22 protein-coding genes are annotated in these 24,050 nt (G+C 69.7%); 8 read left to right on the plus strand and 14 right to left on the minus strand.

Annotation, left to right across the window (positions count from 1 at the left end; translation table 11 throughout):
• Positions 1–10 precede the first annotated feature (10 nt).
• Entirely contained in the window at positions 11–784 is a 774-nt protein-coding gene (locus PJ250_RS08815) for a LuxR family transcriptional regulator (RefSeq protein ID WP_271648207.1), read from the minus strand.
• 404 nt (positions 785–1,188) lie between these two features.
• Between PJ250_RS08815 and PJ250_RS08820 the strand changes: the two genes are divergently transcribed.
• Together PJ250_RS08820 and eutC are read left to right on the plus strand one after the other, a co-directional pair.
• The gene (locus PJ250_RS08820) at positions 1,189–2,595 is read left to right on the plus strand and encodes an ethanolamine ammonia-lyase subunit EutB (RefSeq protein WP_271648208.1); all 1,407 of its coding nucleotides are present in this window, start codon (positions 1,189–1,191) and stop codon (positions 2,593–2,595) included.
• The gene (gene eutC, locus PJ250_RS08825; protein WP_271648209.1) at positions 2,592–3,401 is read left to right on the plus strand and encodes an ethanolamine ammonia-lyase subunit EutC; all 810 of its coding nucleotides are present in this window, start codon (positions 2,592–2,594) and stop codon (positions 3,399–3,401) included. The genes PJ250_RS08820 and eutC overlap by 4 nt, the downstream gene beginning before the upstream one ends.
• Before the next feature lie 16 nt (positions 3,402–3,417).
• On the opposite strand, the gene PJ250_RS08830 is transcribed toward eutC, so the two are convergent.
• Both PJ250_RS08830 and PJ250_RS08835 read right to left on the minus strand, forming a co-directional pair.
• Entirely contained in the window at positions 3,418–4,077 is a 660-nt protein-coding gene (locus tag PJ250_RS08830; RefSeq protein WP_271648210.1) for a glutathione S-transferase family protein, read from the minus strand.
• An 85-nt stretch (positions 4,078–4,162) separates the two neighbouring features.
• Positions 4,163–5,125 (minus strand): LysR family transcriptional regulator, encoded by a 963-nt coding sequence (locus PJ250_RS08835; protein WP_271648211.1) that lies wholly within the window; start codon positions 5,123–5,125, stop codon positions 4,163–4,165.
• 77 nt (positions 5,126–5,202) lie between these two features.
• On the opposite strand from PJ250_RS08835, the gene PJ250_RS08840 reads away from it, so the two are divergent.
• The 4 genes from PJ250_RS08840 to PJ250_RS08855 all read left to right on the plus strand — a co-directional run bounded on the left by PJ250_RS08840 (position 5,203) and on the right by PJ250_RS08855 (position 9,512).
• On the plus strand, positions 5,203–5,808 hold the full coding sequence (locus PJ250_RS08840) for an FMN-dependent NADH-azoreductase (RefSeq protein ID WP_271648212.1): 606 nt from the start codon (positions 5,203–5,205) through the stop codon (positions 5,806–5,808).
• Positions 5,809–5,940: 132 nt separating this feature from the next.
• Positions 5,941–8,028 carry a pyrroloquinoline quinone-dependent dehydrogenase gene (locus PJ250_RS08845; protein WP_271648213.1) on the plus strand — a complete coding sequence of 696 codons (2,088 nt, stop codon included), beginning with the start codon at positions 5,941–5,943 and terminating at the stop codon, positions 8,026–8,028.
• Between the two features lie 304 nt (positions 8,029–8,332).
• A complete protein-coding gene (locus tag PJ250_RS08850) occupies positions 8,333–9,154 on the plus strand; it encodes an NYN domain-containing protein (protein WP_271648214.1) in 822 nt (273 codons plus the stop codon).
• Positions 9,155–9,176: 22 nt separating this feature from the next.
• Complete coding sequence (locus PJ250_RS08855; RefSeq protein WP_271648215.1) at positions 9,177–9,512, plus strand: thioredoxin family protein; 336 nt, start codon at positions 9,177–9,179, stop codon at positions 9,510–9,512.
• Positions 9,513–9,645: 133 nt separating this feature from the next.
• On the opposite strand, the gene stpA is transcribed toward PJ250_RS08855, so the two are convergent.
• Positions 9,646–10,929 (minus strand): glucosylglycerol 3-phosphatase, encoded by a 1,284-nt coding sequence (stpA, locus tag PJ250_RS08860; RefSeq protein WP_271648216.1) that lies wholly within the window; start codon positions 10,927–10,929, stop codon positions 9,646–9,648.
• A 329-nt stretch (positions 10,930–11,258) separates the two neighbouring features.
• Positions 11,259–11,639, minus strand: a complete 381-nt coding sequence (locus PJ250_RS08865; protein ID WP_271648217.1) for a winged helix-turn-helix transcriptional regulator — start codon at positions 11,637–11,639, stop codon at positions 11,259–11,261.
• 128 nt (positions 11,640–11,767) lie between these two features.
• Here PJ250_RS08865 and PJ250_RS08870 point away from each other — a divergent pair, with 128 nt between their 5' ends.
• Positions 11,768–12,382 (plus strand): NAD(P)-dependent oxidoreductase, encoded by a 615-nt coding sequence (locus PJ250_RS08870; protein ID WP_271648218.1) that lies wholly within the window; start codon positions 11,768–11,770, stop codon positions 12,380–12,382.
• A gap of 22 nt (positions 12,383–12,404) precedes the next feature.
• Here PJ250_RS08870 and PJ250_RS08875 read toward each other — a convergent pair whose 3' ends face one another.
• The 5 genes from PJ250_RS08875 to hemB all read right to left on the minus strand — a co-directional run bounded on the left by PJ250_RS08875 (position 12,405) and on the right by hemB (position 17,700).
• Positions 12,405–13,010 carry a TetR/AcrR family transcriptional regulator gene (locus PJ250_RS08875; protein WP_271648219.1) on the minus strand — a complete coding sequence of 202 codons (606 nt, stop codon included), beginning with the start codon at positions 13,008–13,010 and terminating at the stop codon, positions 12,405–12,407.
• A 75-nt stretch (positions 13,011–13,085) separates the two neighbouring features.
• Positions 13,086–15,221: an ATP-dependent DNA helicase DinG gene (dinG, locus tag PJ250_RS08880; RefSeq protein WP_271648220.1), complete on the minus strand. Its 2,136-nt coding sequence runs from the start codon at positions 15,219–15,221 to the stop codon at positions 13,086–13,088.
• Between the two features lie 218 nt (positions 15,222–15,439).
• Positions 15,440–16,279, minus strand: coding sequence for a shikimate dehydrogenase (gene aroE, locus PJ250_RS08885; protein ID WP_271648221.1), 840 nt, complete (start codon positions 16,277–16,279; stop codon positions 15,440–15,442).
• Between the two features lie 67 nt (positions 16,280–16,346).
• Positions 16,347–16,697, minus strand: coding sequence for a hypothetical protein (locus PJ250_RS08890; RefSeq protein WP_271648222.1), 351 nt, complete (start codon positions 16,695–16,697; stop codon positions 16,347–16,349).
• 13 nt (positions 16,698–16,710) lie between these two features.
• Positions 16,711–17,700 carry a porphobilinogen synthase gene (hemB, locus tag PJ250_RS08895; RefSeq protein WP_271648223.1) on the minus strand — a complete coding sequence of 330 codons (990 nt, stop codon included), beginning with the start codon at positions 17,698–17,700 and terminating at the stop codon, positions 16,711–16,713.
• A gap of 243 nt (positions 17,701–17,943) precedes the next feature.
• On the opposite strand from hemB, the gene PJ250_RS08900 reads away from it, so the two are divergent.
• Positions 17,944–18,411, plus strand: coding sequence for a hypothetical protein (locus PJ250_RS08900; protein WP_271648224.1), 468 nt, complete (start codon positions 17,944–17,946; stop codon positions 18,409–18,411).
• 66 nt (positions 18,412–18,477) lie between these two features.
• Here PJ250_RS08900 and PJ250_RS08905 read toward each other — a convergent pair whose 3' ends face one another.
• The 4 genes from PJ250_RS08905 to PJ250_RS08920 all read right to left on the minus strand — a co-directional run bounded on the left by PJ250_RS08905 (position 18,478) and on the right by PJ250_RS08920 (position 23,834).
• On the minus strand, positions 18,478–20,265 hold the full coding sequence (locus PJ250_RS08905; RefSeq protein WP_271648576.1) for a DUF885 domain-containing protein: 1,788 nt from the start codon (positions 20,263–20,265) through the stop codon (positions 18,478–18,480).
• Positions 20,266–20,514: 249 nt separating this feature from the next.
• On the minus strand, positions 20,515–20,694 hold the full coding sequence (locus PJ250_RS08910) for a hypothetical protein (RefSeq protein WP_271648225.1): 180 nt from the start codon (positions 20,692–20,694) through the stop codon (positions 20,515–20,517).
• Positions 20,695–20,777: 83 nt separating this feature from the next.
• Positions 20,778–22,997, minus strand: coding sequence for a S9 family peptidase (locus tag PJ250_RS08915; RefSeq protein ID WP_333909511.1), 2,220 nt, complete (start codon positions 22,995–22,997; stop codon positions 20,778–20,780).
• Between the two features lie 141 nt (positions 22,998–23,138).
• On the minus strand, positions 23,139–23,834 hold the full coding sequence (locus PJ250_RS08920) for a glutathione binding-like protein (RefSeq protein ID WP_271648226.1): 696 nt from the start codon (positions 23,832–23,834) through the stop codon (positions 23,139–23,141).
• Between the last annotated feature and the right edge of the window lie 216 nt (positions 23,835–24,050).

A 24,050-nucleotide genomic window follows, 5' to 3' on the forward strand; every position in this document is an offset into this window, starting at 1 on the left:
ACACATCAATTCAACTGCTCAGGTATCCGAAATGCGCCGCACGGGCGATGGCATGGGCGCGGTTGCGCCCCCCCAGCTTGCGGGCCGCGGTCTGCAGGTGCAGCACGATGGTCGACTCGGCGCGGTTGAGCCGCGCGGCGATCTGCTTGGTCGACAGGCCCTGCGCGGCCAGCGCGATGCACTCGCGCTCGCGCACGCTCAGCTTCATCCCGGCCGGAGTCAGCTCATCCTTGCCGAACAGCCCCAGCAAGCGGTCGTTGGTGGCATGGGCCAGATAGGTCAGGCGCATCAGGCTGAGATCGCGCACGTCCTCCACCTCGGCATAGCTTTCGTCGCGCCACAGGCCGGTGAGCGTGGCGAAGCGGTTCCCGGGCATGTGCAGCGGCACGGTGACCCCGCGCGAGTAGCGCCAGTCCTGCAGCACGGTGGAAACCGCCACGGTCGCATCGCCCAGGCTGGCCTGCAGGGCCGAAGCTTCCTTGGCGTGGTAGGACCAGAAGAACGGGCTGGACCCGCGCAGCGCCAGCGCCTGCACCGGGTCCTGCTGGTACAGGCCCTGCTCCATCCACAGGCGCCGCATTTCCTCGGGCATGTTGCGCAGCTCGATGAAGCTCGGGCTGATCATCGCGCCCTCAGGGGTCAGCGGTACCGGGGTGAAGTCGTAGATCAGCGCATCGAAGCCGATCGCCCGGGCGATCTCCAGCGCGCTGGTGATGCAGCCGGTGATGCTGTCGGCGGCCGGGACCAGATGCTGGAGCGTGAGCGAGCTGGGGGTGTCATGCATGTGCGATGCCCATCGGATTGGCCAGGACGAAGCCGCCTTGCGGATGCCTCGTGGTTGTACGCCGCGGCGTGGCCCAAGCAGGCCCTGCGACGTACGCGTCGGTCTTCCGTTGGCTGGCAGGTGACAGCCGCAGGCCGTGTCAGGCAGCGTCCGTTTCACCTGTCGGGCGCCCGGCCCATCCCCCTGAGCGCAGCCCTCCGTGCGCTCGATCATAGCGCGCGTTTCCCCGCCGTGAAGCACGCCTGCCGCGGGAGCGCTGATGAATCGTCGCCAGATTGGCGATCCGTCCACTTCCGCACGCGTCTTCCGCTCCGCGATGTGGGTCAATGTTGCCTGTTCAGCCAGGGGCGCCCGGCCTGCCGTGCCCCACAGTGTCCGCGGCGCCCCCACGCAGGGCATGGTCGATGAGCTTCATGTATCGCCTGGAAGGCAAGGTCTGGGCCTTTGCCGACCTGCGCGCGCTGCTGGCCAAGGCCAGCCCGGCGCGCTCGGGCGACCAGTTGGCCGGCGTGGCCGCCGGCTCCGAGCTGGAGCGCATGGCCGCGCGCCATTGCCTGGCCGACGTGCCGTTGCGCCGCTTCCTCAACGATGCGGTGATCCCCTATGAGCGCGACGAGGTCACCCGGCTGATCCTGGATACGCATGATGCGGCGGCCTTCGCGCCGGTCGCGCACCTGACCGTGGGCGCGTTCCGCGACTGGCTGCTGTCCGAGCAGGCCGATAGCGTGGCGCTGGCCCGTCTGGCGCCGGGCATCACCCCGGAGATGGCCGCTGCGGTGAGCAAGCTGATGCGCCATCAGGACCTGATCCTGGTGGCCAGCAAGTGCCGCGTGGTCACCCGGTTCCGCAACACCATCGGCCTGCCTGGCACGCTGGCCGTGCGCCTGCAGCCCAACCATCCCACCGACGATCTGCGCGGCGTGGCCGCCTCGCTCGTGGATGGGCTGCTCTACGGCGCTGGCGATGCGGTGATCGGCATCAATCCGGTGAGCGACCACCTGGGCGTGCTGGGCGATCAGGTCCGCATGCTCGACGGCATCATCCAGGGGCTGGAGATCCCCACCCAGTCCTGCGTGTTGACCCATGTGAGCAACAGCCTGCGGCTGATCGAACGCGGGGCACCGGTGGATCTGGTGTTCCAGTCCATCGCCGGGACCCAGGCGGCCAATGCCAGCTTCGGCGTTGACCTCAAGCTGCTGGCCGAGGCGCACGCGGCGGTGCGCGCGCTGGACCGGGGTACCGTGGGTGGTAACGCGATGTACTTCGAGACCGGGCAGGGCAGCGCGCTGTCGGCCGATGCGCATCACGGCGTGGACCAGCAGACCTGCGAGGCGCGCGCCTACGCGGTGGCGCGCGCGTTCGATCCGCTGCTGGTCAACACCGTGGTCGGTTTCATCGGGCCGGAGTATCTCTACGACGGCAAGCAGATCATCCGCGCGGGCCTGGAGGATCACTTCTGCGGCAAGCTGCTGGGCCTGCCGCTGGGCTGCGACATCTGCTACACCAACCATGCCGAGGCCGATTCCAACGACATGGACGTGCTGATGACGCTGCTGGCCGCGGCCGGGCTGACCTTCATGATCGGCGTGCCGGGGGCCGACGACATCATGCTGATGTACCAGAGCACGTCCTTTCACGACGCGCTGTACCTGCGCCGGTTGCTGCAACGCCGGCGCGCCCCGGAGTTCGAGCAGTGGCTCCAACGCATGGGCATCGCACAGGCCGATGGCCAGCTGCGTCCCCTGCGTGATACGCGGCCCGAGGCGCTGGATCGCCTGCTGGCCTACATGCCGGCGCAGGGCCCGGCATGACCACGCGCGCGCTCCTCAACGCAAACGCGCTGTCCGAAGTCGATCCATGGGATGAGCTGCGGCGTTTCACCCCCGCGCGCATCGCCATCGGCCGCAGCGGCGCCAGTCTGCCGACCCGCGCACTGCTGGACTTCGACCTGGCCCACGCCCGCGCGCGCGATGCCGTGCATGCACCGCTGGATACCGCGCCGCTGTGCAGTGGCCTGTCGGCGCTGGGCATGGCGACGGTGGAAGTCCAGAGCGCAGCCGGCGATCGCGCCCAGTATCTGCTGCGGCCTGATCTTGGCCGGCGCCTGTCGCCGCGCTCGGCCCACGCGCTGCAGGCGCTGGCAGATACGCAACGACAGGCGCCCGACCTGCTGGTGGTCATCGCCGACGGCTTGTCCGCCCTGGCCGTGCAATCGCATGCGCTGCCGGTGTGCGAACAACTCCTGCGCCAGGCGCCCGCGGGCTGGCGCTGCGACACCGCCGTGCTCGCCAGCCAGGCACGAGTGGCGCTGGGCGACCCGTGTGGCGCGCTCCTGGGCGCCGGCATGGTCGCAGTGCTCATCGGTGAACGCCCCGGACTGAGTTCGGCCGACAGTCTCGGGATCTATCTCACTGCCCGGCCGCGTGCCGGCCTGACCGATGCCGACCGCAACTGCATCTCCAACATTCATCGGGCAGGCCTGAGCGCGGCCCAGGCGGCCGCCAAACTGTGGTGGCTGGCATGCGAGGCTCGCCGCCTGGGTCGTACCGGCGTGGACCTGAAGGACGAATCCGATGTCCTCTTGCCGGACGTCCGGCCCGCGTTGCCCGACATCTAGGCGATACATCGCCCACTCAGGCGCCGGGCTGCTGCGAGTGTTCGAACACCGCGCGCTGCGCGGCGAAGGCGCGCTGGTAGGCCGCTCGCGCCGTGGCGCGCGCGACATAGGCGGTGAGGTTGGGAGATCCGTCGATCAGGCCGCTGCTGCCCAGGCGCAGTAGCACCGAGACCATCATCAGGTCGCCGCAGCTGAAGTCGCCTTCCAGCCAATCGCGTTCTCCCAGGGCGTCGGACAGCTCACCCAGGCGCTGGCGCACGCGCCCATCCAGCTGCGCCAGCCGGTGTTCGAACCACGGCTGCTCGTGCTCGAACAGCGTGCACATCGACCGCTCCACGACCGGTGGTTCGACCGTGTTGAGCGCGGCAAACAGCCAGGCGATCGCGCGTATGCGTGCCTGCGGATCGCGCGGCAACAGCCCGGGCCGCTGCTCGGCAAGGTGCAGCACGATGGCACCGGATTCGAACAGCACCAGCCCGTCCTCGGTCTCCCAGGTCGGGATCTGGCCGAAGGGTTGCAGTGCCAGGTGGCTCGGCTGCTTCATCTGGTCGAAGGACAACAGGCGCACGGCATAAGGCTGGCCGGTCTCCTCCAGGGCCCAGCGCACCCGCATGTCGCGGGCCAGGCCACGACCCCGATCGGGCGAGTTGGCAAAAGCGGTCAGGATCGGGGGCATCGACGACTCCGTTACGCAGCGGGATGGATAGATGGGCGACGAACGACAGCAGGCAAACGCGACACAGGGCGACGGCAACCAATCGCTAGGCTGCCGCGTGCTTCTGCACCCGCTGCGCCCCCGGTGTGGGCACCGCCTCGTCGACCAGCGAGCTCAGGTGGGTGGCCAACCACTGCGCGGCCGGACCCAGCCGGGCGTCGCGGCGGTACGCCACCGACATGGGCAGGGTGCGGTGCGGATCCCAGTAGGGCGAGGGCAGCTGGACCAGGCGGCCGGCGGTCAGGTCGTCGCGGACCATGTGCTCGGGCATGCCGCCCCAGCCCAGTCCGGCCAGCAGCATCGAGTGCTTGGCGCCCAGGTCGTTGAGGCGCCAAGTCTGGCTGGAGAACACGCCGCGGTCCGGCTGCGACAGGCGGGTGGCACGGTCGGTGAGCACCAGCTGCACATGGTCGCGCAGGTCCTCGGTGAGCAGTTCGCCCTCGTGCCGGGCCAGCGGGTGATGCGGCGCGGCGACCGGGACCATGGTGATGAAGGCCGCCGGGCGCAGTTCCAGCTCAGGCGCCTGGGTCGCCACCGGATTGACCAGGCCCAGGAGGGAGTGGCCGTCCAGCACCTGCTCGACTGCCGCGCCCATATTGCCCACCAGTACGCGCGGCGAGACCGCCGGCCAGCGGTCGCGGAAGTCCAGCAGCGCCCGCAGCAGCAGGCACATGGGGTACATCGCATCGACGGTGATGCAGACCTCGGCCTCCACGCCGGCTGACAGCCCACGCGAGAGGGCGTGAAAGGCGCTGACCTCGCCGACGATGCGCCGCGCCCGTGGCAATAGGGCCTGACCGGCCTCGGTCAGGCGCGGACGATAGCCGGCGCGGTCGAACAGGACCAGCCCGACTTGTTCCTCCAGGCGCTGGACGGCATAGCTGATCAGCGACTGGGTGCGCCCGAGGGCGCGGGCGGCGGCGGAGAAGCTGCCGTGCTCGGCCGCCGCCATGAACACCTGCAGTTGGTCGATGGACAAGGTTTCTATATCAAGATCCTTGCTGGACATGATCGAATCCATCCTGGTTTTTTGAGTGGAGATGGGCGCGTACGTTACGCCATCCCTTCCCGGAACAGGCCTGCGCCATGACCCAGATCCTCGTCCTCCACAACAGCCTCAACCCGTCGGCCTCGGCCTCGCGCGCGATGACCGAGGCCTATCTGCAACGCGTCCGTGCAAGCGAACCCGATGTGCGCATCATCGAACACGATCTGGCCGCCCGGCCGCTGCCGCACCTGCCGCCGGAGATCCTGCCGTCCCTGTTCGGCCAGGTGCCCCAGCCTGGCCCGGAAGCCGAGGTGGCCGCGCGCTCGGACGCCCTGATCGGCGAGCTGGAGCAGTCCGATGTGATCGTGATCGGGGCGCCGCTCTATAACTTCACCATCCCCTCCACGCTCAAGGCCTGGCTGGACCACGTGATCCGCGGCGGGCGCACCTTCTCCTACACCGAGGCCGGCCCGCAGGGCCTGCTGCCACCGGGCAAGCGTGTGCTGGTATTCACCGCAAGCGGCGGCGTCTACAGCGAGGGCCCGGGCGCGGCACTGGACCACCTGGTGCCCTACCTGAAATCGGTGCTGGGGCTGATCGGCCTGAGCGACATTCAGGTGGTGCGCGCCGAGGGCATGAAGCTGCCCGACGGCCCGGCTCGCCGGGAGGCGGCCATTGCCGATGCGGCGGCCCTGGCGGACTGACGGTTCGTCCCCACGTTCGTCCCTCCGATCCCACGGCTGGTCCCAGGCCGCCGTGGGGTGGTCCCTTGTGGGTGGCCGGCGCCCGGTCGCGTCCTCAGACTCCGCTGCCAACGACAGGATGGGGAGCGGGACATGCGGCGATGGCAGGCGGGACTGGCGGGGGTGCTGCTGGCGGTTGGGGCGGCCAGCGGCCAAGCGGCCGAGGGCGACTGGGCGCACTACGGCGGTGCGCCGGGCGGCGGTCAGTTCTCGCCGCTGACCCAGGTCACGCCCGCAAACGTGCGGCGGCTGAAGGTCGCCTGGTCGTTCCACACCGGCGAGAAAGGTGCCGGGCTTCGCGATCCGGAGCGGATGCGGTTCGAGGCCAACCCGCTGGTCGTCGACGGGGTCATGTACCTGACCACCGGCACCGACATCGTGTTCGCGCTGGATGCGGCCACCGGCGCCAGACACTGGTCGTTCGATCCGCAGATCGCCCGCGACAAGCATTACAGCGACCCGGCCTCGCGCGGGGTGACCTACTGGCGCGATCCCCAGGCGGGCGCCGGCACGGCCTGCGCGGCGCGGATCGTGTTCGGCACCCTGGATGCGCGGCTGATCGCGCTGGATGCGGCCAATGGCCAGCCATGCGCCGGCTTCGGCAGGGGTGGAAGCGTCGATCTGCATGCGGGCATCGCCAGGATCGATCAGCCCGACCGTCCATGGCGCAATTACGCGGTGACCTCGCCGCCGGTGATCAGCGGCGACGTGCTGATCAGCGGCAGTTCGATCGGCGACAACCGCGCGCACACCCAGGAGCAGGGCGTGGTGCGTGGTTTCGACGTGCGTACCGGCGCCGAACTGTGGCGTTGGGACCCGGTGCCGCGTCGCGCCGACGATCGGCGCGCCGCCGGCTGGCAGGCCGACCAGGCCCACACGGTCGGTTCGGCCAACGCCTGGCCGCCGCTATCGGTCGATGTGGCTTTGGGACTGGTCTACGTGCCGACCGGCTCGGCCAGCCCGGACTACTACGGCGGTGAGCGTCTGGGCGACAACCGCGACGCCAACTCGCTGGTCGCGTTGGATGCGAAGAGCGGCCGCCGAGTGTGGGCGCAGCAGCTGGTCCACCACGACTTGTGGGACTACGACCTGGCCTCGCAGCCGGCGTTGGCCACCGTTCAGACCGCACAGGGCCCGCGCGCGGCGGTGCTGCAGGCGACCAAGACCGGCTTCCTGTTCGCCTTCGACCGGCGCACGGGGGAACCCGTGTTCCCGATCAGCGAGGTGCCGGTGCAGGCCTCGGATGCCCCGGGCGAACAGGTCTCGCCGACCCAGCCGATGCCCGAGCCGGCATTGCGCCTGGCGCGCCACGCGCCGGTGACCGCGGACGACGCCTGGGGCCCGACGCCATCGGAGAAGGCGGCCTGCGCCAAGCGCATCGGCGGCCTGCGCTCGGAGGGCATCTTCACTCCGCCCAGCGTGCGCGGGACCATCGCCTCGCCCGGCTGGGGCGGTGGCGTGAACTGGGGCGGTATTGCGGTCGATCAGGCGCGACAGCTGGCGATCGTGCCGGTGCTGGACCTGCCGATGCAGGTGGCGTTGATTCCGCGCGCGGACTACGACGCCCTGACGTCGGAAGAGGCCCGCACGCGTTTCCCGGGACAGGAGTTCACCGGTATGGACGGCACACCGTACGCGATGCGCCGTGGAACGCTGCTCTCGCCCAACAGCACGCCGTGCGTCGCTCCGCCATGGGGGCGCCTGGTGGCGGTGGACCTGCGTACGCGCACCGTCGCCTGGGAGCGTCCGCTGGGCACGCTGGAAGACGTGCTGCCGTGGCTGCCGCTGGAGGTGGGCATGCCGCTGCTCGGTGGCGCGGTGAGTACGCAAAGCGGGCTGACCTTGATCGCCGCGACCGCCGATTCCCGCCTGCGCGCGATCGACACGGTGACCGGCAAGACCCTGTGGAGCAGCAAGCTGCCCGCCGGTGGCCAGGCCACCCCATCGGTCTATGCGGTGAATGGCAAGGAATACATCGCCATCGCCGCCGGGGGGCGCGAAGGCATGGGCCGGCTGGACGATGCGTTGGTCGTGTACACGCTGGATGGCACCGGCAAGGCGCTGGTGTTCCAGCATGGGATTGCGGTGCGCATGACGGTACTGGCGCTGTTGGCCATCGCGATCCTGGCGTTGCCGATGCTCTGGTGGCGCAGGCGGCGACGCGCGAAGGCACGCGCCTGACCCGCGCCCGGGCCTGCCCGATGTTGTAGCGCCGAGCTTGCTCGGCTGCGCTCCGGCCGGGTCGTCATGTAGAGCCGAGCTCGCTCGGCTGCTCTCCGGCCAGGTTGTCGGGAAAGGCCCCAGCCGAGCAAGCTCGGCTCTACAGGGGGGGCGTGGGGAAAGGCCCAGCCGAGCAAGCTCGGCCCGACGATCAGGTCGCGGGGAAGGCTCCCGCCGAGCAAGCTCGGCGCTACAGGACGTGGCCCCGCCGACAGCCGCGTGCAGGGCATCGCAGTACGATGGGCTTCGTACTTCAGGAGCCCCCATGAGATCCAAGCCGCACATCAAGCCCGACATCGACGACGAACAGCAGCGCCTGGCGGTGTTGATCGATGCGGACAACGCGCAACCGTCGGTGATCGAGGGCTTGCTCGCCGAGGTGGCCAAGTACGGGGTGGCCAGCGTCAAACGCATCTATGGCGATTTCACCAGCACGCGCATGACCCAGTGGAAGCAGGCGCTGCTCAAGCACTCCATCGCGCCGGTGCAGCAGTTCGCCTACACCAGCGGCAAGAACGCCACCGACAGCTCGATGATCATCGATGCGATGGACCTGCTGTACACGCATCGCTTCGATGGCTTCTGCCTGGTGTCCAGCGACAGTGACTTCACCCGTCTGGCCCAGCGCCTGCGCGAGGAGGGTCTGGCCGTCTACGGCTTTGGTGAGCGCAAGACGCCCGATGCCTTCGTCCAGGCCTGCGACAAGTTCATCTACAACGACGTGCTGCGCGCCGAGCCAACCGCGGCGACCACCGAGACGCCCAAGGCCACCGCCCCGCGCAAACGAGCGAGCAAGAAGGCGGCCAACGCGCCGGCGCCCGAGCCGGTCGCGCCCAAGGGCAACACCCCGCCGCTGTCGCTGCTGCGCCAGGCCATCGAAGAGGCCTCCGACGAAGAAGGCTGGGCGCCGCTGGGCCCGGTGGGCAGTTATCTCAACAAGATCCGGCCGGACTTCGACCCGCGCCTGTATGGACACCGCAAGCTCAGCGAACTGTTCCGCAGCCAGCCGCGCCATTTCAACGTGCAGGAGCGCCCGGCCAGCGGTGGCGGTAGCGGCACGCGCGTGTTCGTGCGCATCGCCGGCTGAGCCACGCAGGAGGATTTGCACCATGCCGTTCACCGCCCGCCACGCCGCGCCCGACCAGGCGCCCACGCGTGAAGAGATCGACGCCATGCCCGGCCTGGTCGCGCTGGAGTTCGGCACCAACTGGTGCCCACACTGCATCGCCGCGCAACAGCTGTTCCAGCGAGCCCTGGATGCCCGCGAGGACATCACCCACCTGAAGGTCGAGGACGGACGCGGCCGCCCGCTGGGGCGCAGCTACCGGGTCAAGCTGTGGCCGACCCTGGTCCTGCTGCGCGATGGCCAGGAGGTCGCGCGGTTGATCCGTCCGCGCACCGACGACGAACTGGCGCGCGCGCTGGCCCTGCTCGACGCGGCGTAGCCCGCGCGACCGCGCACCCGGTCGAAGCGTGCGGAGCGCGGCGAGGGCGCGGTTGCAGTGCTGAGCCGCACCGGTATGCCAGCGAACAGGTGTCGTCATCACCCGAGCCAGGTGCTGGCACGGATCGGCGCGGTCAGCGTGCGGCAGCGCGCCGCGCGGCCAGCGCCTTGAAGAAGGCCACGTACTGTGTGTGCCCGCCGGGGAACACCACGTCCAGCCGCAGCGGATCCTGCGCATCGGTGATGCCTTCGGCGGCGGGAAACGGATCCACCGCCGTGTCCTGGACCGCGCGCTGCAGGTGCGCGGCATCCAGGGCCGGGCGCCAGACCTGGCCGCCGCTGCTGTCGACGAACACCACCGTGCTCGGCGTGTCCAGCGCCTGGCCAAGCTGCTGCACCAGGGTCAGGAAGCCACGATCGCTGCCGCCGCGCAGCCACACGTTCTGCCCTTCATGCTGGCGCCCCACGCTGGTGACGGTATCGCCCACGCCCACCAGGTGCGGCATCAGCGCCGGATCGAAGTGCGCGCGCGCCAAGGCGAGCAGCGCGTCGTGATCGCGCGGCGCCTCGCGTGCGTTGAAGCCCTCGCCCAGCGGCCATTGCCCGGTGCGTCGGTGGAAGTAGTGGTTGAGGATGACCAGCACGCCGACTTCCTTCACCGCACCGGTCAGCATGAACTGGAAATCGGTGGTGCCGGCGCTGTCGCCTTCGGCCGGCTTGAGCACTTCGTCGCCGTGTGCGTCGCGGCCCAGGTTGGGCGCGTAGTGGACGAAGAACGCCTGGTCCAACCCTTCGCGCGCGGCCTCTTGCAGCAGGGCGCGCATGAAGCCGGCCACATCGTCCTGCAGCTGCGCGTACAGGCCTGGGCGGTCGGCCAGATGGTGGTGCAGGACGTTGAGATTGAGCGTGGGCGAGGCGGGGTTGTCCAGCACCGCCGCGCCGCTGAGGGTGGCGAGGACGTGCGGCTCCAGGTGGAACGGCGCGCCCGCCAGGTGCGCGGCCAGGAAACGGCGCGCACGCACCGGCACCTCGCGCAGGAACGCCAGTTCCGCCTCGCTCACGCCCGGATGGCTGACCGTGCCGTACCGGTCCTGCAACTGCACGCCGCCTGCGGCCAGGCCGGGCAGATAACCGCCGTGCGTGCGCGGATGCGCCGCATCGCCGAAAGCCTGTTCGACCAGCGCATTCACGCCGCGAGGGCCGATGTGCTCGCCATTGGTGAGCACGTAGAAGGCGCCATCGAGCTGGCGCGCGGCCTGCAGATAGTCGCGCTCCAGGCGGCGAGTGAGGGGATCGTGGACCAGGTCCATGCACACGCCATCCAGGTCCTGGATGACCAGGAGGTCGCGCGCGCGGGCCAGGGTGTCGAGCAGGGCGGCGTGGTCCTGCGAAAAGCCGCGTGAGGCAGAAGACGTCATGCGCACAGGGTAACCCTCGGCCCGTGCACGCCCTGCGTTGCCTGAGCGCTCAGGTGCGCAGGGCAACCGCGTCGATGCGGCGCTGCGGCCAGGCCAGCGGTTCGGGCAGCAGGTGTGGGGCATCCCGACCCAGACGTTCGTGGCAAGTTGGTTTGGAGTGGTCCTGCCGTGGGGCGCGGCCGTTTTGGGCAGGCGTCGCGGGGCACGCTGGACACATGCGGCCTTGCGTCGAGGAGTCGTTCGAGAGGTATGGCGATGCACGTCATGCGCCCGTTGCAACACCGGGCTGCCTCATGCCCTGGTCGCAGTTCCACGGCACTGTGCCGATATCAGGCGGCGGTCGACTCGCTGGCACGGTAGGCGGCGCGCGCGGCGCGGATGGTGTCGTGGTGGGCAGCGGCCCATTGCACCAGTGCCTCGATCTGCGGCACGAAACTGCGGCCCAGCGGCGTCAGCGCGTACTCCACCGCCGGCGGCTTGCTGGGGAACACGGTCCGAGTAACCAGCCCGTCTTCTTCCAGCGTGCGCAGGGTCTTGGCCAGCATCCGCTTGGACACGTCGTCGACCTGCCGCTGCAGGGCCGAAAAACGCAGCGGCGCGTCCTTCAGCGCCTGCAGCACCAGCGTGCTCCAGCGATCGCCGAGGCGGTCGAGCACGTCGCGCACCGGGCATTGCGCGGCGTAGGGGGCGGGGGATCGGTGCAGGCTCATCGGGGGCTCCGGGCTGGGGAGGTAACACGCAGGTCACCTGGACACGCGCGGCTCCCTTCTTGGCAGGGCGCATCCGGTTCCCCATGATGCCATGGTTCCTTTTCGTAACCACCATAGGAGTTCTCACCATGGCATCCATCGCCCTCATCGGCGGCACCGGCAATGTCGGCCGCCGTCTTCTTGCCGAGGCCCTGCGCCGCGGCCACACCGTCACCGTCGTCGCCCGCACCCCGGTGACCGATCTGGGCGAAGGCGTGGCCTTCGTCCAAGGCGACATCAGCGCCGACCCGGCCGCACTGGGCGCCAAATTGACCGGCCATGATGTGCTGATCAGCGCGGCACGCTTTGCTACGGTCGATGCCGATCACGTGCTGGCCGCCGTGCGCGCGGCGAAGATCCCGCGTCTGGCAGTGGTCGGCGGCGCTGGCTCGCTGGAGGTCGCCCCCGGGGTGCGCCTGATCGATGCGCCGGAGTTCCCGGAAGCGTACAAGTCCGAAGCCGTGCCGGGCGCGGCCTTCCTGGACCAGTTGCGCGGGGTGAGCGACGTGCAGTGGACCTTCCTGTCGCCGGCGGCCTTCTTCAGCCCCGGCGAGCGCACCGGCCAGTTCCGCCTGGGCGGCGATGCCTTCCTCACCGACGCGGCGGGCAAGAGCGCGATCTCCTACGAGGATTTCGCCGTGGCCCTGCTGGACGAGGTCGAAAACCCCGCCCATACCGGCCGGCGTTTCAGCGTCGTCTACTGAGCCTGCGCCGCGGCCCGCCGTCTCAGGCGCGGCGTGTCGCGACTGGGCGCGGGCGCCGGGCCTTCGGCTTGGGTACGACGGGCTGGACGATGTCCATCGCAAAGCCCCACACGCGCTCGAACGGCGCCAGCGGCGCCATCATCGGCATGGCGCAGGCGCTGAACAGCTTGAGCAGCAGCAGGATGTCGGTGGGCGTCAGGTCGGGACGGCAGCGGCCCTGCGCCACGGTTTGCTCCACCACCGGGGCGAACACCGTCACCAGTCGCATCATCGCCGCCTCGATCTCGGGCTTGCCGCGTCCCTCGCTCTGCCAGTACTCCACCAGCGGGGCGTGGATCATCATCCGTTGCAGGACGAAATGCAGCAGCTGGAACAGGGCGTCCGGCGCCTCCTCCAGGCGCGCGGCCTCCTCGGCGATGTCGTCCAGGCCCCGGTCCAGCAGTGCCAGCACCAGCGTCTGCCGGTCGGGAAAGTTGCGGAACAGCGTGGCCCGGCCGACACCGGCGCGCCGTGACACCAGCTCCAGCGGCGCCTGCACGCCCAGCTCGGTGAAGACCGCTTCGGCCGCCTGCAGCAGCAGGGCGCGGTTGTGCTCCGCATCGGCGCGGCGCTTGGGCGGGGTGGGCATGGCACTCATCGGAAACGGCGGTGCGGTGACCCGGGGCACCTTACCGCCAAACCCCCCCATGCGCTGCCGTGTGGTTCAGCCAATCACCCGGGCGAACGGCGGCAGCGCATCGATGATCTGCCGGCCATAGCGGCGGGTCAGCAGGCGCGAGTCCAGGATCACCACCCGCCCGGTGTCGGTGGAGCTGCGGATCAGGCGCCCGGCGAACTGGGTGAGCGTGCGCAGCGCGTGGGGGATGGCAATCAGGCTGAAGGCGTTGTGCCCGCGGCTTTCCAGCCATTCGCTCAAGGTCGCGGTTTGCGGATCGGTGGGCACCGCGAACGGCACCTGGGTGATGACCACCGTGGTGCAGGCCTCGCCCGGCAGGTCCAGGCCCTCGCCGAACGAGTTCAGGCCGAACAGCACCGAGCCCTCGCCCGCGGCGATGCGGCGCAGGTGCTCGCCGATCAGCTGCGACTTGTTGCCTTCGCCCTGGACCAGCACGCGGTTGCGCTGGGTGACCGGGAGCAGGTCGGCGACCTTTTCCATCTTCCAGCGCGAGGTGAACAGCACCATCGAGCCCTTGCCCCAGTCCAGTTCACGCACCAGGTAGCGGGCGACTTCCTTCGGGTGGCCTTCGCGGTCGTCCGGCGCGCAGGGGAACTTGGGCACCACCAGCTGCGCCTGGGTGGCCAGGTCGAAGGGCGAGGTCAGGGTGACTGCCTCGGCGTGCTCGGGCAGGCCGGTGTCGATGGACAGTGCCGTAAAGCCGTTGCCGCCGGTCAGCGTGGCCGAGGTCATCACCACCGAATCGACTTCCTTCCACAGCAGCTGGCGCAGCACCTGCGCGGCCGAGACCGGCGAGCAGTGGCAGACCAGATCGCCGTCCTGGGCGCGGGTCAGCCAGCGCGCCATCGGCGGGGCGCCGTCCGGGTCCTCGCGGCGCCAGCCGGCCCACAGGTCGTACTGGGCCTGCACCATTTCCAGGGCCATGCCCAGGTTGCGCTGCACGCGCTCCTTGGTGGCGTCTTCCTGCTTGGCCTTGCCGACCAGGGGCGCGGCGGCGGTGACCCAGTTGAGCAGGCTGCGGGTGTCGTCGGCCAGCGCGTCGATGCTGGGCGACCACTCCGCCGGCAGGCGGCCGTTGGGCGCGCGCCACTGCGGCTCGCGCTCGGACGGGTCCGGCGTCCACGCGGCTTCCAGCACGTCGTGGAAGGCCTTGAGCTGGCGGCTGACGTTGACCGCCAGGTCGATGGCATCGTTGGGATGCAGCTGGGCGATGGTCTCCTTGTCGACCATGCGGTAGGTCGCTGCGATCAGCGTCTGCAGGCGGCTGGTGCGCCGGCTCATGTCGTCCAGCGGCAGCCGCGCGGCGCCCTGGTCAATGGCCACGCCGGCCACGTGGTGGCCTTCGTCCAGGACCAGCAGCATGTCGGCCGGTGCGGCGATCAGCGGCTGGCCGTTCTCGATGTCGCCCAGCGACAGGGTGGACAGCAGCAGCGCGTGGTTGGTGACCACGATCTGCGCCTCGCGCACGTTGTTGCGCGCCTTGAGCACCGGGCACTGGCTGGCGTAGGAACACTTACGGCCCGCGCAGCCGGCGGCATTGGTGGTGATGCGCCCGCGCAGCGCCGGGCTGACCGGCTCCGGGGAGGCGTCCAGGTCGCCGTTCCAGTGGTTGTCAGTGAACAGCTTGGCCAGGCGGCCGGCCAGGGTGGCGTCGGCCGGGGTCAGCGGGCGGTCGTACAGCGCGCCCTCGTCGCCGAACATGGAATCCTGCGCCGGCGCGCTGCCCTGCAGCTCGGCCACGTTGCGCGTGCACAGGTAGCGGGTGCGGCCCTTGGCCAGGGCCACGGTGGCCTCGATCCCGGTGGCCTTGAGGAAGGCCGGGATGTCGCGCTCGACCAGCTGCGCCTGCAGGGCCACCGTGCCGGTGCTGATGACCAGCTTCTTCTTGGTCGCCAGGGCGATGGGCACGCCCGCGGTGAGATAGCCCAACGATTTGCCCACGCCGGTCGGCGCCTCGACCACGCCCACCCCGCCGCTGCTGCCCAGCGCGCGCGAGGTCACGCCGATCATCTGGCTCTGCGCCCGGCGAGTGGTGAAGTTGGGGGTGTTCTCGCGCAGCGCCGCGTAGGTCTCGCGGATGCGCGTCTTCAGCGCCTCGTCGAGGTGCCGTGGCTGCCCCTCGCCCGTGTCCTTGCCTGCTGCTGGGCCGGTGCCATCGCTCATGCGGACATTTTCGCATGCGCGTGTCGCGGGGAACGAGATACCGGTTGGAACCTGGTGCTGCTCAGGCTTGGACTGCTCTGGGTCTTGGTTCCTGGCTCATCGCGCCTGGAACAGGCGCTTTCGTGCGGCCTAGCCGCCCGAAAGCCCTGCTTCTAGCCTGGGCCCAACCTCACAAGACAACGTTCAGGGCGCAGGCTACGTAATGCCGCCTCAAGCCCTCAAGCCGTCGCGGGCTCTGGCGCTCCCTTCCTCAGCTCCGCATACACCGCATCGGTCTGTGGCCGCACGCCGTGCCAGCGTTCGAAACTCTCGGCCGCCTGCTCCACCAGCATGCCCAGGCCGTCGACGATGGTGCGCAGGCGGGCGGTGCGGGCCCAGGCCAGGAAGGGGATCGCCACATCGCCGTAGTTGAGGTCCACCGCCGCGGTCATGTCGCTGCACAGCGCGAACGGCAACGACAAGGGGGCGCTGCCATGACGGCCGGCCGAGGTGGCGTTGATCACCAGTTCGAAATCGCCGATGTCGGCCAAGTCTTCCCAGTAGCGGGTATGGGCACGACCAGGCTGGCCCAGGGCGTCGGCCAGGGCATCGGCGCGCTCGGGGCTGCGGTTGACGATGACCAGTTCGCGCACGCCGGCGTCCAGCAGGGCCGGCGCCACGCCGCGCGCGGCGCCGCCGGCGCCGAGCAGCAGGGTGCGGCGTCCCCGCAGGTCCAGGCCGTGACGCCCGGTCAGGTCACGCACCAGCCCGGCGCCGTCGGTGTTGTCGCCGTACCACTGGCCTTCGTCCAGGCGCAGGGTGTTGACCGCACCGGCCAGGCGGGCGCGCTCGCTCAGCTGCGCGCAGCGGGCGAAGGCGGCTTCCTTGTGGGGTACGGTGACGTTCGCGCCGCGTCCGCCGCCGGCGACGAAGGCGTCCAACGCCGCGTCCAACGCCTCCGGCGCGACATCGATCCCGACGTACTCCATCGGGATACCGGTCTGCCTGGCGAAGGCGGTGTGGATCTGGGGAGAGGGCGACTTGGCCACGGACTGGCCAAACAGGGCGTAGCGACTCATGCACGAACACTCAGTGGAACACGGAGACCTAGTGTCCCACGCCGTGCTCGCGCTGGGGTTGGCACGCTCAGCGGGCGGCGCGGCCCCGCGCCGCGGCGCGGCTCGCGCGCAGGAAACCGCCGGCCAACAGGCAGATGCCGCTCACGGCGATTGCGGTCAGGCCCATCTGGGCCACGCCGAAGAGCATGGCGTTGTGCTGCAGGCTGGCCCCCGAGGCCAGGCTGCGCTGGATCAGGGTCGACTGGGCCAGCGCCAGGGCCAGCGCCCCGAGCTGCCCCAGCAGCATCAGGGCCGCGCCCCACCGCGCCAGTGAGCGGCCGGGCGCCGGTGGGGCCACCAGCGCGGCGATCAGCGCAAAGCCGGTGGCGCACACCATCGGCAGGCCCATCAGGGCCTGCAGGATCAGCCCCACGTTCACGCGCGCGGTCCGGTCATGCCTGGCGCAGCACGCGTGCCGCGTCCAGGGCGAAGTAGGTCAGCACCCCATCGGCGCCGGCGCGTTTGAAGGCCAGCAGCGATTCCATCATCACCGCCTCGCCATCCAGCCAGCCGTTGGCGGCGGCGGCCTTGAGCATCGCGTACTCGCCGCTGACCTGGTAGACGAAGGTCGGCCGGCGGAAGGTGTCCTTCACTCGACGGACCACGTCCAGGTACGGCATGCCCGGTTTGACCATGACCATGTCCGCGCCTTCCTCCAGGTCCAGCGCGATCTCGTGCAGGGCCTCGTCGGTATTGGCCGGGTCCATCTGGTAGGTGTACTTGTTGCCCTTGCCCAGGTTGCCGTCGCTACCCACCGCGTTGCGGAACGGGCCGTAGAAGGCCGAGGCGTACTTGGCCGAGTAGGCCATGATCCGGGTGTGGATGAAGCCGGCATGCTCCAGCGCAGCGCGGATGGCGCCGATGCGCCCGTCCATCATGTCGCTGGGCGACAGGATGTCCACGCCGGCCGCGGCATGCGAGAGCGACTGCTTGATCAACGCCTCGATGGTCTGATCGTTGAGGATGTAGCCGTCTTCGTCAGGCAGCCCGTCCTGGCCGTGGGTGGTGTACGGATCCAGCGCCTGATCGGTCATCACGCCCAGTTCGGGGAAGCGGCTCTTGAGCGCACGGATCGCGCGCTGGATGATGCCGTTTTCGTCCCAGGCCACGCGCCCATCGGCGGTCTTGGCGGCCGGGTCGGGCACGCCGAACAGGTCCAACACCGGCACGCCCAGTTCCAGCGCCTGCTCGCCCACGCGCAGCAGTTCCTCGATCGACAGCCGCTCCACGCCGGGCATGGACGGCACCGGGATGCGGCCTTCGCCCTCGTGCACGAACACCGGCAGGATCAGGTCGTTGGTGGTCAGGGTGTGCTCGCGCATCAGCCGGCGCGAGAAATCGTCGTGGCGCATGCGGCGCGGGCGCTGGGCGGGATAGGCCATGGGGAAACTCCGGTGGATCGCGTTCATTCTACGCCTGCCCTATGCCACGCCCAGTTCGCGATGCCATCGGGATTGACGCGTTGTCGCCTGCGGATGCGATGGAGCCCGGCGCCGCCGGATCCATCCTCACGCTGCGCTTGCGAATGCCGGCGCACGGTAGCATCCGGCCTGGATTCAGTGCGCCGGGCCGATCATGCCGGCACCGTCCGGCATCGTGCCGACCTTCCTGCCTTCAGGTGTGCCATGCGCTTTCGTCTTCCTCTCGCCGCCGTGTTGCTGTTCTCGCTGGCCGCCTGCGCCGGGACCTCCAAGGTCATGCTGTCCGATCCGCGCCCGCCGGTGGACCCGGCCAGCGTCAGGCTCTACAGCGCCGTGCCGCCGGGCGCGATCCAGATCGCCCAGCTGGAGTCCAAGAGCGCGGTGGGTTTCGGCACCCAGGGACAGACCGACGCAGTGGTGCGCAGGCTGAAGAACGAGGCCGCCAAGCTGGGTGCCAATGGCGTGGTCCTGATCGGCGTGGGCGCAGGTGCGCGCTCGCCGGGTGGACTGTCGGTGGGCGGTGGCAGCTACGGCGGCCATGTCGGCGGCGGGATCGGCATCGGAATCCCGACCCAGCAGAAGCAGGGGGCGGGCGTGGCGATCTACGTCCCACCCGGCACCGCGATTCCCGCCCAGGACGCCGCGCAGCTCCAGCCGCCGCGCAGCGAGTAAGGACGTCAAACCACAGCTGCACGCGGCGCTAGGCGCGCCGCGTGGGCTGCGCTTGGCCCTGGCCGGCTAGGGCTTGGCCTGGCGTGCGGGGACGAACTCGGTCTTCACCGCCTCGGCCAGCTGGTCCGGCGGCAGCAGGCCCTGGTCGAGCAGGAAGTCGTTGAAGGCCTTCCGGTCGAACTTCGGCCCCAGCGCCAGCTCGGTCTGCATGCGCAATTCCAGGATGCGGCTGTAGCCGTAGAAGTAGCTGCCGGCCTGGCCAGGTGCGTTGAAGGTGTAGCGGTCCAGCTCCTGCCGGGCCATGGCCGGGGAGAGCATGACGTCGTCCTCCAGCACCTGGCGGGCCCGCTCGCGGTCGATCAGGCCCAGGTTGAGCATCGGGTCGAGCATGGCGCGGGCGGCGCGCAGCAGGCGGAACTGCAGGGCGATCATCTGCCCGTCCAGGGGTTCGTAGGGGACCATCTCGGCTTCGGCGTACAGCGCCCAGCCCTCGACGTTGACCGAGTTGAAGGCGAACAGCGTGCGCGCCAGCGAGATGCCGCGCTCGACCATCGCCGCGAACTGCAGGTCGTGTCCGGGGCGCCCCTCGTGCGCGGTCAGCGTCCAGGCCCCCGAGCCGAAGTTGAAGTCGTCGTACTGACTGTCGGCCGCATCTTTGCCCGCGGAGGGATTGCCCACCGGCAGCACGAACTGGCCTTGCTGGCCGGTGTTGCCCACCAGCGGCGGCGGCAGGTAATGCGGCGCCGGCTGGGCCGCGCTCTCGGCCGCCGAGCCCAGGCGCATCTGCAGCGGGCGCTTGGGCACGGTCACGATGTGCTCGCGCTTCATGATCCCGTCGATCTGGTCGATCACCCCGTGGTACTTGGTCTCGAGCTGTTCATTGGGAATGGTGTCGCGCTTGAGCGCCTTGATCACCGCGCGGTAATCGGTGGCGCCGTCCAGCCCCTTGGCCTTGGCCACCAGCGGGGCCAGCTGCTGCATGGCGGCGCGGGTTTCCATGAACTCCACTTGCGCGCGCTGCATGAGCAGCTGCGGATCGATGTCGATGCCGTACTGCTTGAGCTGGAAGGCGTAGAGCTGCGGCGGCAGGCGCGTGTCGGTGCGCGCCTTGAGCAGGACCGTGGTCCGGGTCCAGTCGTTGTAGGCCTTCAGTTCGCTGGCCATGCGCTCCAGCGCCGCATCGGCGCCGGCGACCTTGTACTTGGCAAACAGCTCGCGGATGCCTTCGATGTAGGTGTCCACGTTGGAGACCGCGCGCTCGACTTCCAGCTTGGTCGGCTGCAGCAGCTTGGGATCGGACAGCTTTTCTTCGTAGCGCTGGCGGGCCAGGGTGGTAAATGCGGTCGTCCCCGGCGCCATGCCCACATAGGCCTTGAGCCGGTCCAGCGCTTTGGCCCGGCGCTCGGGCGGGGTCTGGTCGGAGAGCAGGCCGTTAATCCCATCAAAGACCGCCTGCGGCGCGTCCAGCCACGGCAGCAGGAGCTGTTCGTTGAGCGTGCTGCCCTCGATGCTCTGGTCGGCGGCGTGGATCAGGATCTGCAGGTCTTGGCGGACATTGGGGTCCTGCTCGGTCGCCAGCTTGGCCTGCAGGGCGGTCTTGGCCCGCTTGAGGGCGGCGCGGTAGCGCGCCGGGTTGTCCGGGCCCAGGTCGGTGACTTTTTCGTCATAGCCCGGGACGCCGAAGAAGCTGGCCATTTCCGGCTGGAACGGGGCCTGGGCATCAAGCAGGATCTGCGCGTCCTGGTTGCTGCGGGCGACCCAGGCGGGCGCAGTGGCGTCGGGCTTGGCCTGCTGGGCCAGCGTCGGCAAGGGGGCCGTTAGGGCCAGGGCAAGGGCAAGCACCAGGGGTTTGATCACGGGAGCATCCAGGCAGCGGTGAAGGTGCCGCGACCCTACGCATCCAGGCTCGCGTCGGCAATGCGGCGAAGGTCATGCCCTGGCCGTTGCACCAGCCAGGCCTCGGCGGCGGACGCTTCGGCCGGTTCGCCGCGTGCTGGGGGCAGCCGCGTTTCCCGTTATCCCGCCTTGCCAGGGCAATACCTGTGCAGGGCGTGTGGCCGCCTGCTGGTCACAGGCACCGAGCGGCGGCTGCGCGGCATTGACTCAATCTGTGGTCGTGAAGGCGGGTGGCGACGGTGCTTCGCGTCGCGCGGGCACGCCGAGCGTGGTGCTCATCAGGACGCGCAAGGCTTCGAGCTGGCGCGCCTGTTGCTGCAGGTACCAACGGCGTTGCTGTGGATCCAGCGACGCCAGGAAATCCGATTCATGGGTGATGGGCTGCATGGAGCGTTCGCGTGGACGCCGACACGCGGCGGGCCACGCAGGGGACCATCTGGCCGTCGCAGCGTCTGCGACTGGCGGACACCTCAGGTGTCTGGTCGCAAGCGCCGCGCCAGGAAGGCCTCGCTGCGCTTGTACCGGTACAGCAGGTCGCTGCCGGACAGCCCGTGTCGCGCACCCGGGAAGGTCATCAGTTCGAAGGCCGTTCCGCGCGCCTGCAGCGCGCCCATCAGGCGCGTGGCGTTGGAAAACAGAACGTTGTCGTCGGCCATGCCGTGCAGCAGGAGCAGGGCATCGTCGGCCAGCGCATCGAGGTGGGTGAACACACTGGCCTGCGCGTAGCCTGCCGCGTTGGCCTGCGGGTGATCCATGTAGCGTTCGGTGTAATGGGTGTCATACAGCGCCCAGTCGGTCACCGGCGCCCCGGCGATGCCAGCGGCATACAGCTCGGGCGCGCGGGCCAGCAGCATCAACGTCAGGTAGCCGCCATTGGACCAGCCATGCACGGCGATGCGCGCTGGGTCCACCCACGGCTGCGCCTGCAGCCAGGCCACGCCCGCGCGCTGGTCATCCACCTCCACCGTGCCCTGGCAGCGATGGATGGCGCCGCCGAAGGCGCGCCCACGGCGCGGCGTGCCGCGGTTGTCCAGGCTGAAGACCACATAGCCGCGCTGGGCCAGGTACTGGTTGAACAGCGCATCTCCGCGCGAGGGCCAAGCCTGGGTGACCGTCTGGGTCGCCGGCCCGCCGTAGACGTAGACCACCACCGGATAGCGGTGCGCGGGGTCGAAGTCCGGCGGGGTGATCAGGCTGTAATGCAGCGGGGTATGACCATCGGCCGCGGTCAGCGTGCCGAAGCGCACCGGCCGCTGCGCCGTGCGATACGGCGCGAACGGATGCGTCGGGTCGTCCAGGTCATTGTCCAGCAGGCGCGCCAGCCGCTGGCCATCGGCGCGATGCAGGGCCAATTGCGGCGGCACGGTGGGGCTGGACCAGCTGTCCACGTAGACCTGCGCGTTGGCGGCAAAGCTGGCCTCGTGCATGCCCGGCGCCTGCGACAGCTGCACCGGCGCACCCCCATGCAGCGACACGGCAAACAGCTGCGCCTGGGTGGGATCGGGCTGGCCGGCATGCAGGCCAGCGCGGAAAAAGGCCAGGCCCGCCGCTTCGTCGAGCGCGAGCAGGGCATCCACCGGCCAGGCGCCTTCGGTCAGCGCGGTGAGCCGTTGTCCATCTTCGCTCACCAGATACAGATGGGCGAAGCCGCTGCGCTCGGAGGACCACAACAGACGTCCGTCTTGCAGGAAGCGCAGGTCGTCGTGCAGCGGCACCCAGGTCGGCGAGGTCTCGGTCAGCAGCACGCGCTGGGCCCCGGTGGGCAGGGTGTGCTCGATCAGCTCCAGCGTGCGCTGGTCGCGCGCCTGGCGCTGGAAGGTGAGTCGCCGCGGGTCGCGCCACGCCACCCGGACCAGGTAGACATCTGGGTCCGGGCCCAGGTCGATCCATCGCGGCTGTGCGCCGGCGCGCGGCGCGATCACGCCTAGCGTGACCGCTACGTTGGGCTCGCCGGCGGCCGGATAGCGCTGGGCGACCACCTCGGTGCGATCGGCGTGGATCTCGGTACGCTGCTTGACCGGTACCGCCGATTCGTCGATCCGGGCGAAGGCGAAGGCGATGGCGCTGTCGTCCGGCGCCCACCAGTAGCCGGTGTGGCGTGCCATCTCCTCGTCGGCGACGAATTCGGCCGCGCCGTTGCCGATGACCTCGCTGCCGTCGCAGGTCAAGCGGTACTGGGTCCCGTCGGCCAGGTCCACCACCCACAGGTCGCGGGCGCGCACAAAGCTGACGAACCCGCCGCCAGGCGACACCTTGGCATCGGTGGCGAAGCCCTCGCCGTGGGTGAGCTGGCGCACGGCCGGCTCGGCCTGGGTCGCCAGATCGTAGAGGTAGAGCTCGCCGCCCAGCGGAAACAGCAGGCGGCGCCCATCCGGGGAGAACTGGTAATCGACGATGCCGCGATAGGCGGCGATGCGCTGGCGTTCGCGGCGGGCCTGTTCCTCGGCGCTGAGCACTTCCTGGCCCGGCAGCAGCACGTCGGCATCAACGAGCAGTTGGTGCGTGCCGCTGACTACATCGTATTCCCAAAGATCCAGGCGATAGCGGTCGGCCTGCTTGCCACGCAGGTAGGTGACCCGCGTACCGTCGGGCGACACCGCCGGCTTGAGCAGTGTGGGCCCACTGAGCGGTGCCGGGCCGGTGATGGCTTCCAGCGTCAGCGGGGATGGCGTCGGATCGGCGTGGGTCATGGACAACGCGAGGGCCCGGGGGGAACGCCCATCATCGGCGATCACGCATGGGAGCCGCCATGGCGGCGAGCACGGCTTTCCGAGCGGACCCGCATCGCCGCCGAGGCGGCGCCCACTGCTGCCCCGTGCCGGGGTGTGGATCTACCTGGCCGGCTGGCCGAACATGTGCCGGCGCTGTTCTTCGGTTAGCGGCTGGCCCAGGTCAGGATTGACCTGCGGCCCCAGCGCGTAGGCCTTGGCCGTGGCCGGGCGCGCGGTGATCGCATCGAACCAGCGCTGCACATTCGGGAAATCGGCCAGGTCCATTTTCTGCTTGGCGTGCGGGACGATCCACGGATAGGCGGCCATGTCGGCGATCGAGTACGCCCCGCCGGCGATGAAGTCACGCCCGTCCAGGCGCTTATCCAGCACCCCATACAGGCGCCGGGTCTCGTTGGTATAGCGGTCCTGCGCGTAGGGGATCTTCTCCGGCGCGTACTGGTTGAAGTGGTGGTTCTGGCCGAGCATCGGGCCCAGCCCGGCGACCTGCCAGAACAGCCATTCCAGCACCTCGACGCGCGCGCGCGGCCCGGTTGGAAGGAACTGCCCGGTCTTCTCGGCCAGGTACAGCAGGATCGCGCCGGACTCGAACACCGTCTGCGGCGCCCCGCCATCGGCCGGCGCATGGTCGACCAGGGCCGGCATCTTGTTGTTGGGCGAAATGGACAGGTAGTCGGCGGTGAACTGGTCCCCCTTGCCGATGTCCACCGGCTTGATCGTGTAGTCCAGTCCGGCTTCTTCCAGGAACAGGGTGATCTTGTGGCCATTGGGGGTCGGCCAGTAGTAAAGGTCGAACATACGTGCTCCGGTCTGCGGGAAGGGCACGCCGGGCCAGGGCAGGCCGCGTGCGCGATTGCCCGCCAGCATACGAAGAGGTGTGCGCAGATTGCGTGCAGCCGTGGCTCCACGGACGCGAGGGCAAGGAAAATCTCACGAAATTTTTGCGTTTATGTAACCGGTTTCTCACGTAGACCGCCTACCACGCGCGCATGCGCCAACCCGCATGGTGGCGGG

The sequence above is a fragment of the Pseudoxanthomonas sp. JBR18 genome, from assembly GCF_028198165.1.
GTDB lineage: Bacteria > Pseudomonadota > Gammaproteobacteria > Xanthomonadales > Xanthomonadaceae > Pseudoxanthomonas_A.

What these genes read in the sequence shown, in the direction of transcription:
- PJ250_RS08870 (WP_271648218.1), top strand. Translation starts at nt 11,768, where the DNA reads ATGGCATCCATCGCCCTCATCGGCGGCACCGGCAATGTCGGCCGCCGT.
- stpA (WP_271648216.1), bottom strand. Translation starts at nt 10,929, where the DNA reads ATGACGTCTTCTGCCTCACGCGGCTTTTCGCAGGACCACGCCGCCCTG.
- eutC (WP_271648209.1), top strand. Translation starts at nt 2,592, where the DNA reads ATGACCACGCGCGCGCTCCTCAACGCAAACGCGCTGTCCGAAGTCGAT.
- PJ250_RS08865 (WP_271648217.1), bottom strand. Translation starts at nt 11,639, where the DNA reads ATGAGCCTGCACCGATCCCCCGCCCCCTACGCCGCGCAATGCCCGGTG.
- PJ250_RS08845 (WP_271648213.1), top strand. Translation starts at nt 5,941, where the DNA reads ATGCGGCGATGGCAGGCGGGACTGGCGGGGGTGCTGCTGGCGGTTGGG.
- aroE (WP_271648221.1), bottom strand. Translation starts at nt 16,279, where the DNA reads ATGAGTCGCTACGCCCTGTTTGGCCAGTCCGTGGCCAAGTCGCCCTCT.
- PJ250_RS08820 (WP_271648208.1), top strand. Translation starts at nt 1,189, where the DNA reads ATGAGCTTCATGTATCGCCTGGAAGGCAAGGTCTGGGCCTTTGCCGAC.
- dinG (WP_271648220.1), bottom strand. Translation starts at nt 15,221, where the DNA reads ATGAGCGATGGCACCGGCCCAGCAGCAGGCAAGGACACGGGCGAGGGG.
- PJ250_RS08835 (WP_271648211.1), bottom strand. Translation starts at nt 5,125, where the DNA reads ATGTCCAGCAAGGATCTTGATATAGAAACCTTGTCCATCGACCAACTG.
- PJ250_RS08900 (WP_271648224.1), top strand. Translation starts at nt 17,944, where the DNA reads ATGCGCTTTCGTCTTCCTCTCGCCGCCGTGTTGCTGTTCTCGCTGGCC.
- PJ250_RS08910 (WP_271648225.1), bottom strand. Translation starts at nt 20,694, where the DNA reads ATGCAGCCCATCACCCATGAATCGGATTTCCTGGCGTCGCTGGATCCA.
- PJ250_RS08915 (WP_333909511.1), bottom strand. Translation starts at nt 22,997, where the DNA reads ATGACCCACGCCGATCCGACGCCATCCCCGCTGACGCTGGAAGCCATC.
- PJ250_RS08855 (WP_271648215.1), top strand. Translation starts at nt 9,177, where the DNA reads ATGCCGTTCACCGCCCGCCACGCCGCGCCCGACCAGGCGCCCACGCGT.
- PJ250_RS08850 (WP_271648214.1), top strand. Translation starts at nt 8,333, where the DNA reads ATGAGATCCAAGCCGCACATCAAGCCCGACATCGACGACGAACAGCAG.
- PJ250_RS08815 (WP_271648207.1), bottom strand. Translation starts at nt 784, where the DNA reads ATGCATGACACCCCCAGCTCGCTCACGCTCCAGCATCTGGTCCCGGCC.
- PJ250_RS08875 (WP_271648219.1), bottom strand. Translation starts at nt 13,010, where the DNA reads ATGCCCACCCCGCCCAAGCGCCGCGCCGATGCGGAGCACAACCGCGCC.
- hemB (WP_271648223.1), bottom strand. Translation starts at nt 17,700, where the DNA reads ATGGCCTATCCCGCCCAGCGCCCGCGCCGCATGCGCCACGACGATTTC.
- PJ250_RS08840 (WP_271648212.1), top strand. Translation starts at nt 5,203, where the DNA reads ATGACCCAGATCCTCGTCCTCCACAACAGCCTCAACCCGTCGGCCTCG.
- PJ250_RS08920 (WP_271648226.1), bottom strand. Translation starts at nt 23,834, where the DNA reads ATGTTCGACCTTTACTACTGGCCGACCCCCAATGGCCACAAGATCACC.
- PJ250_RS08830 (WP_271648210.1), bottom strand. Translation starts at nt 4,077, where the DNA reads ATGCCCCCGATCCTGACCGCTTTTGCCAACTCGCCCGATCGGGGTCGT.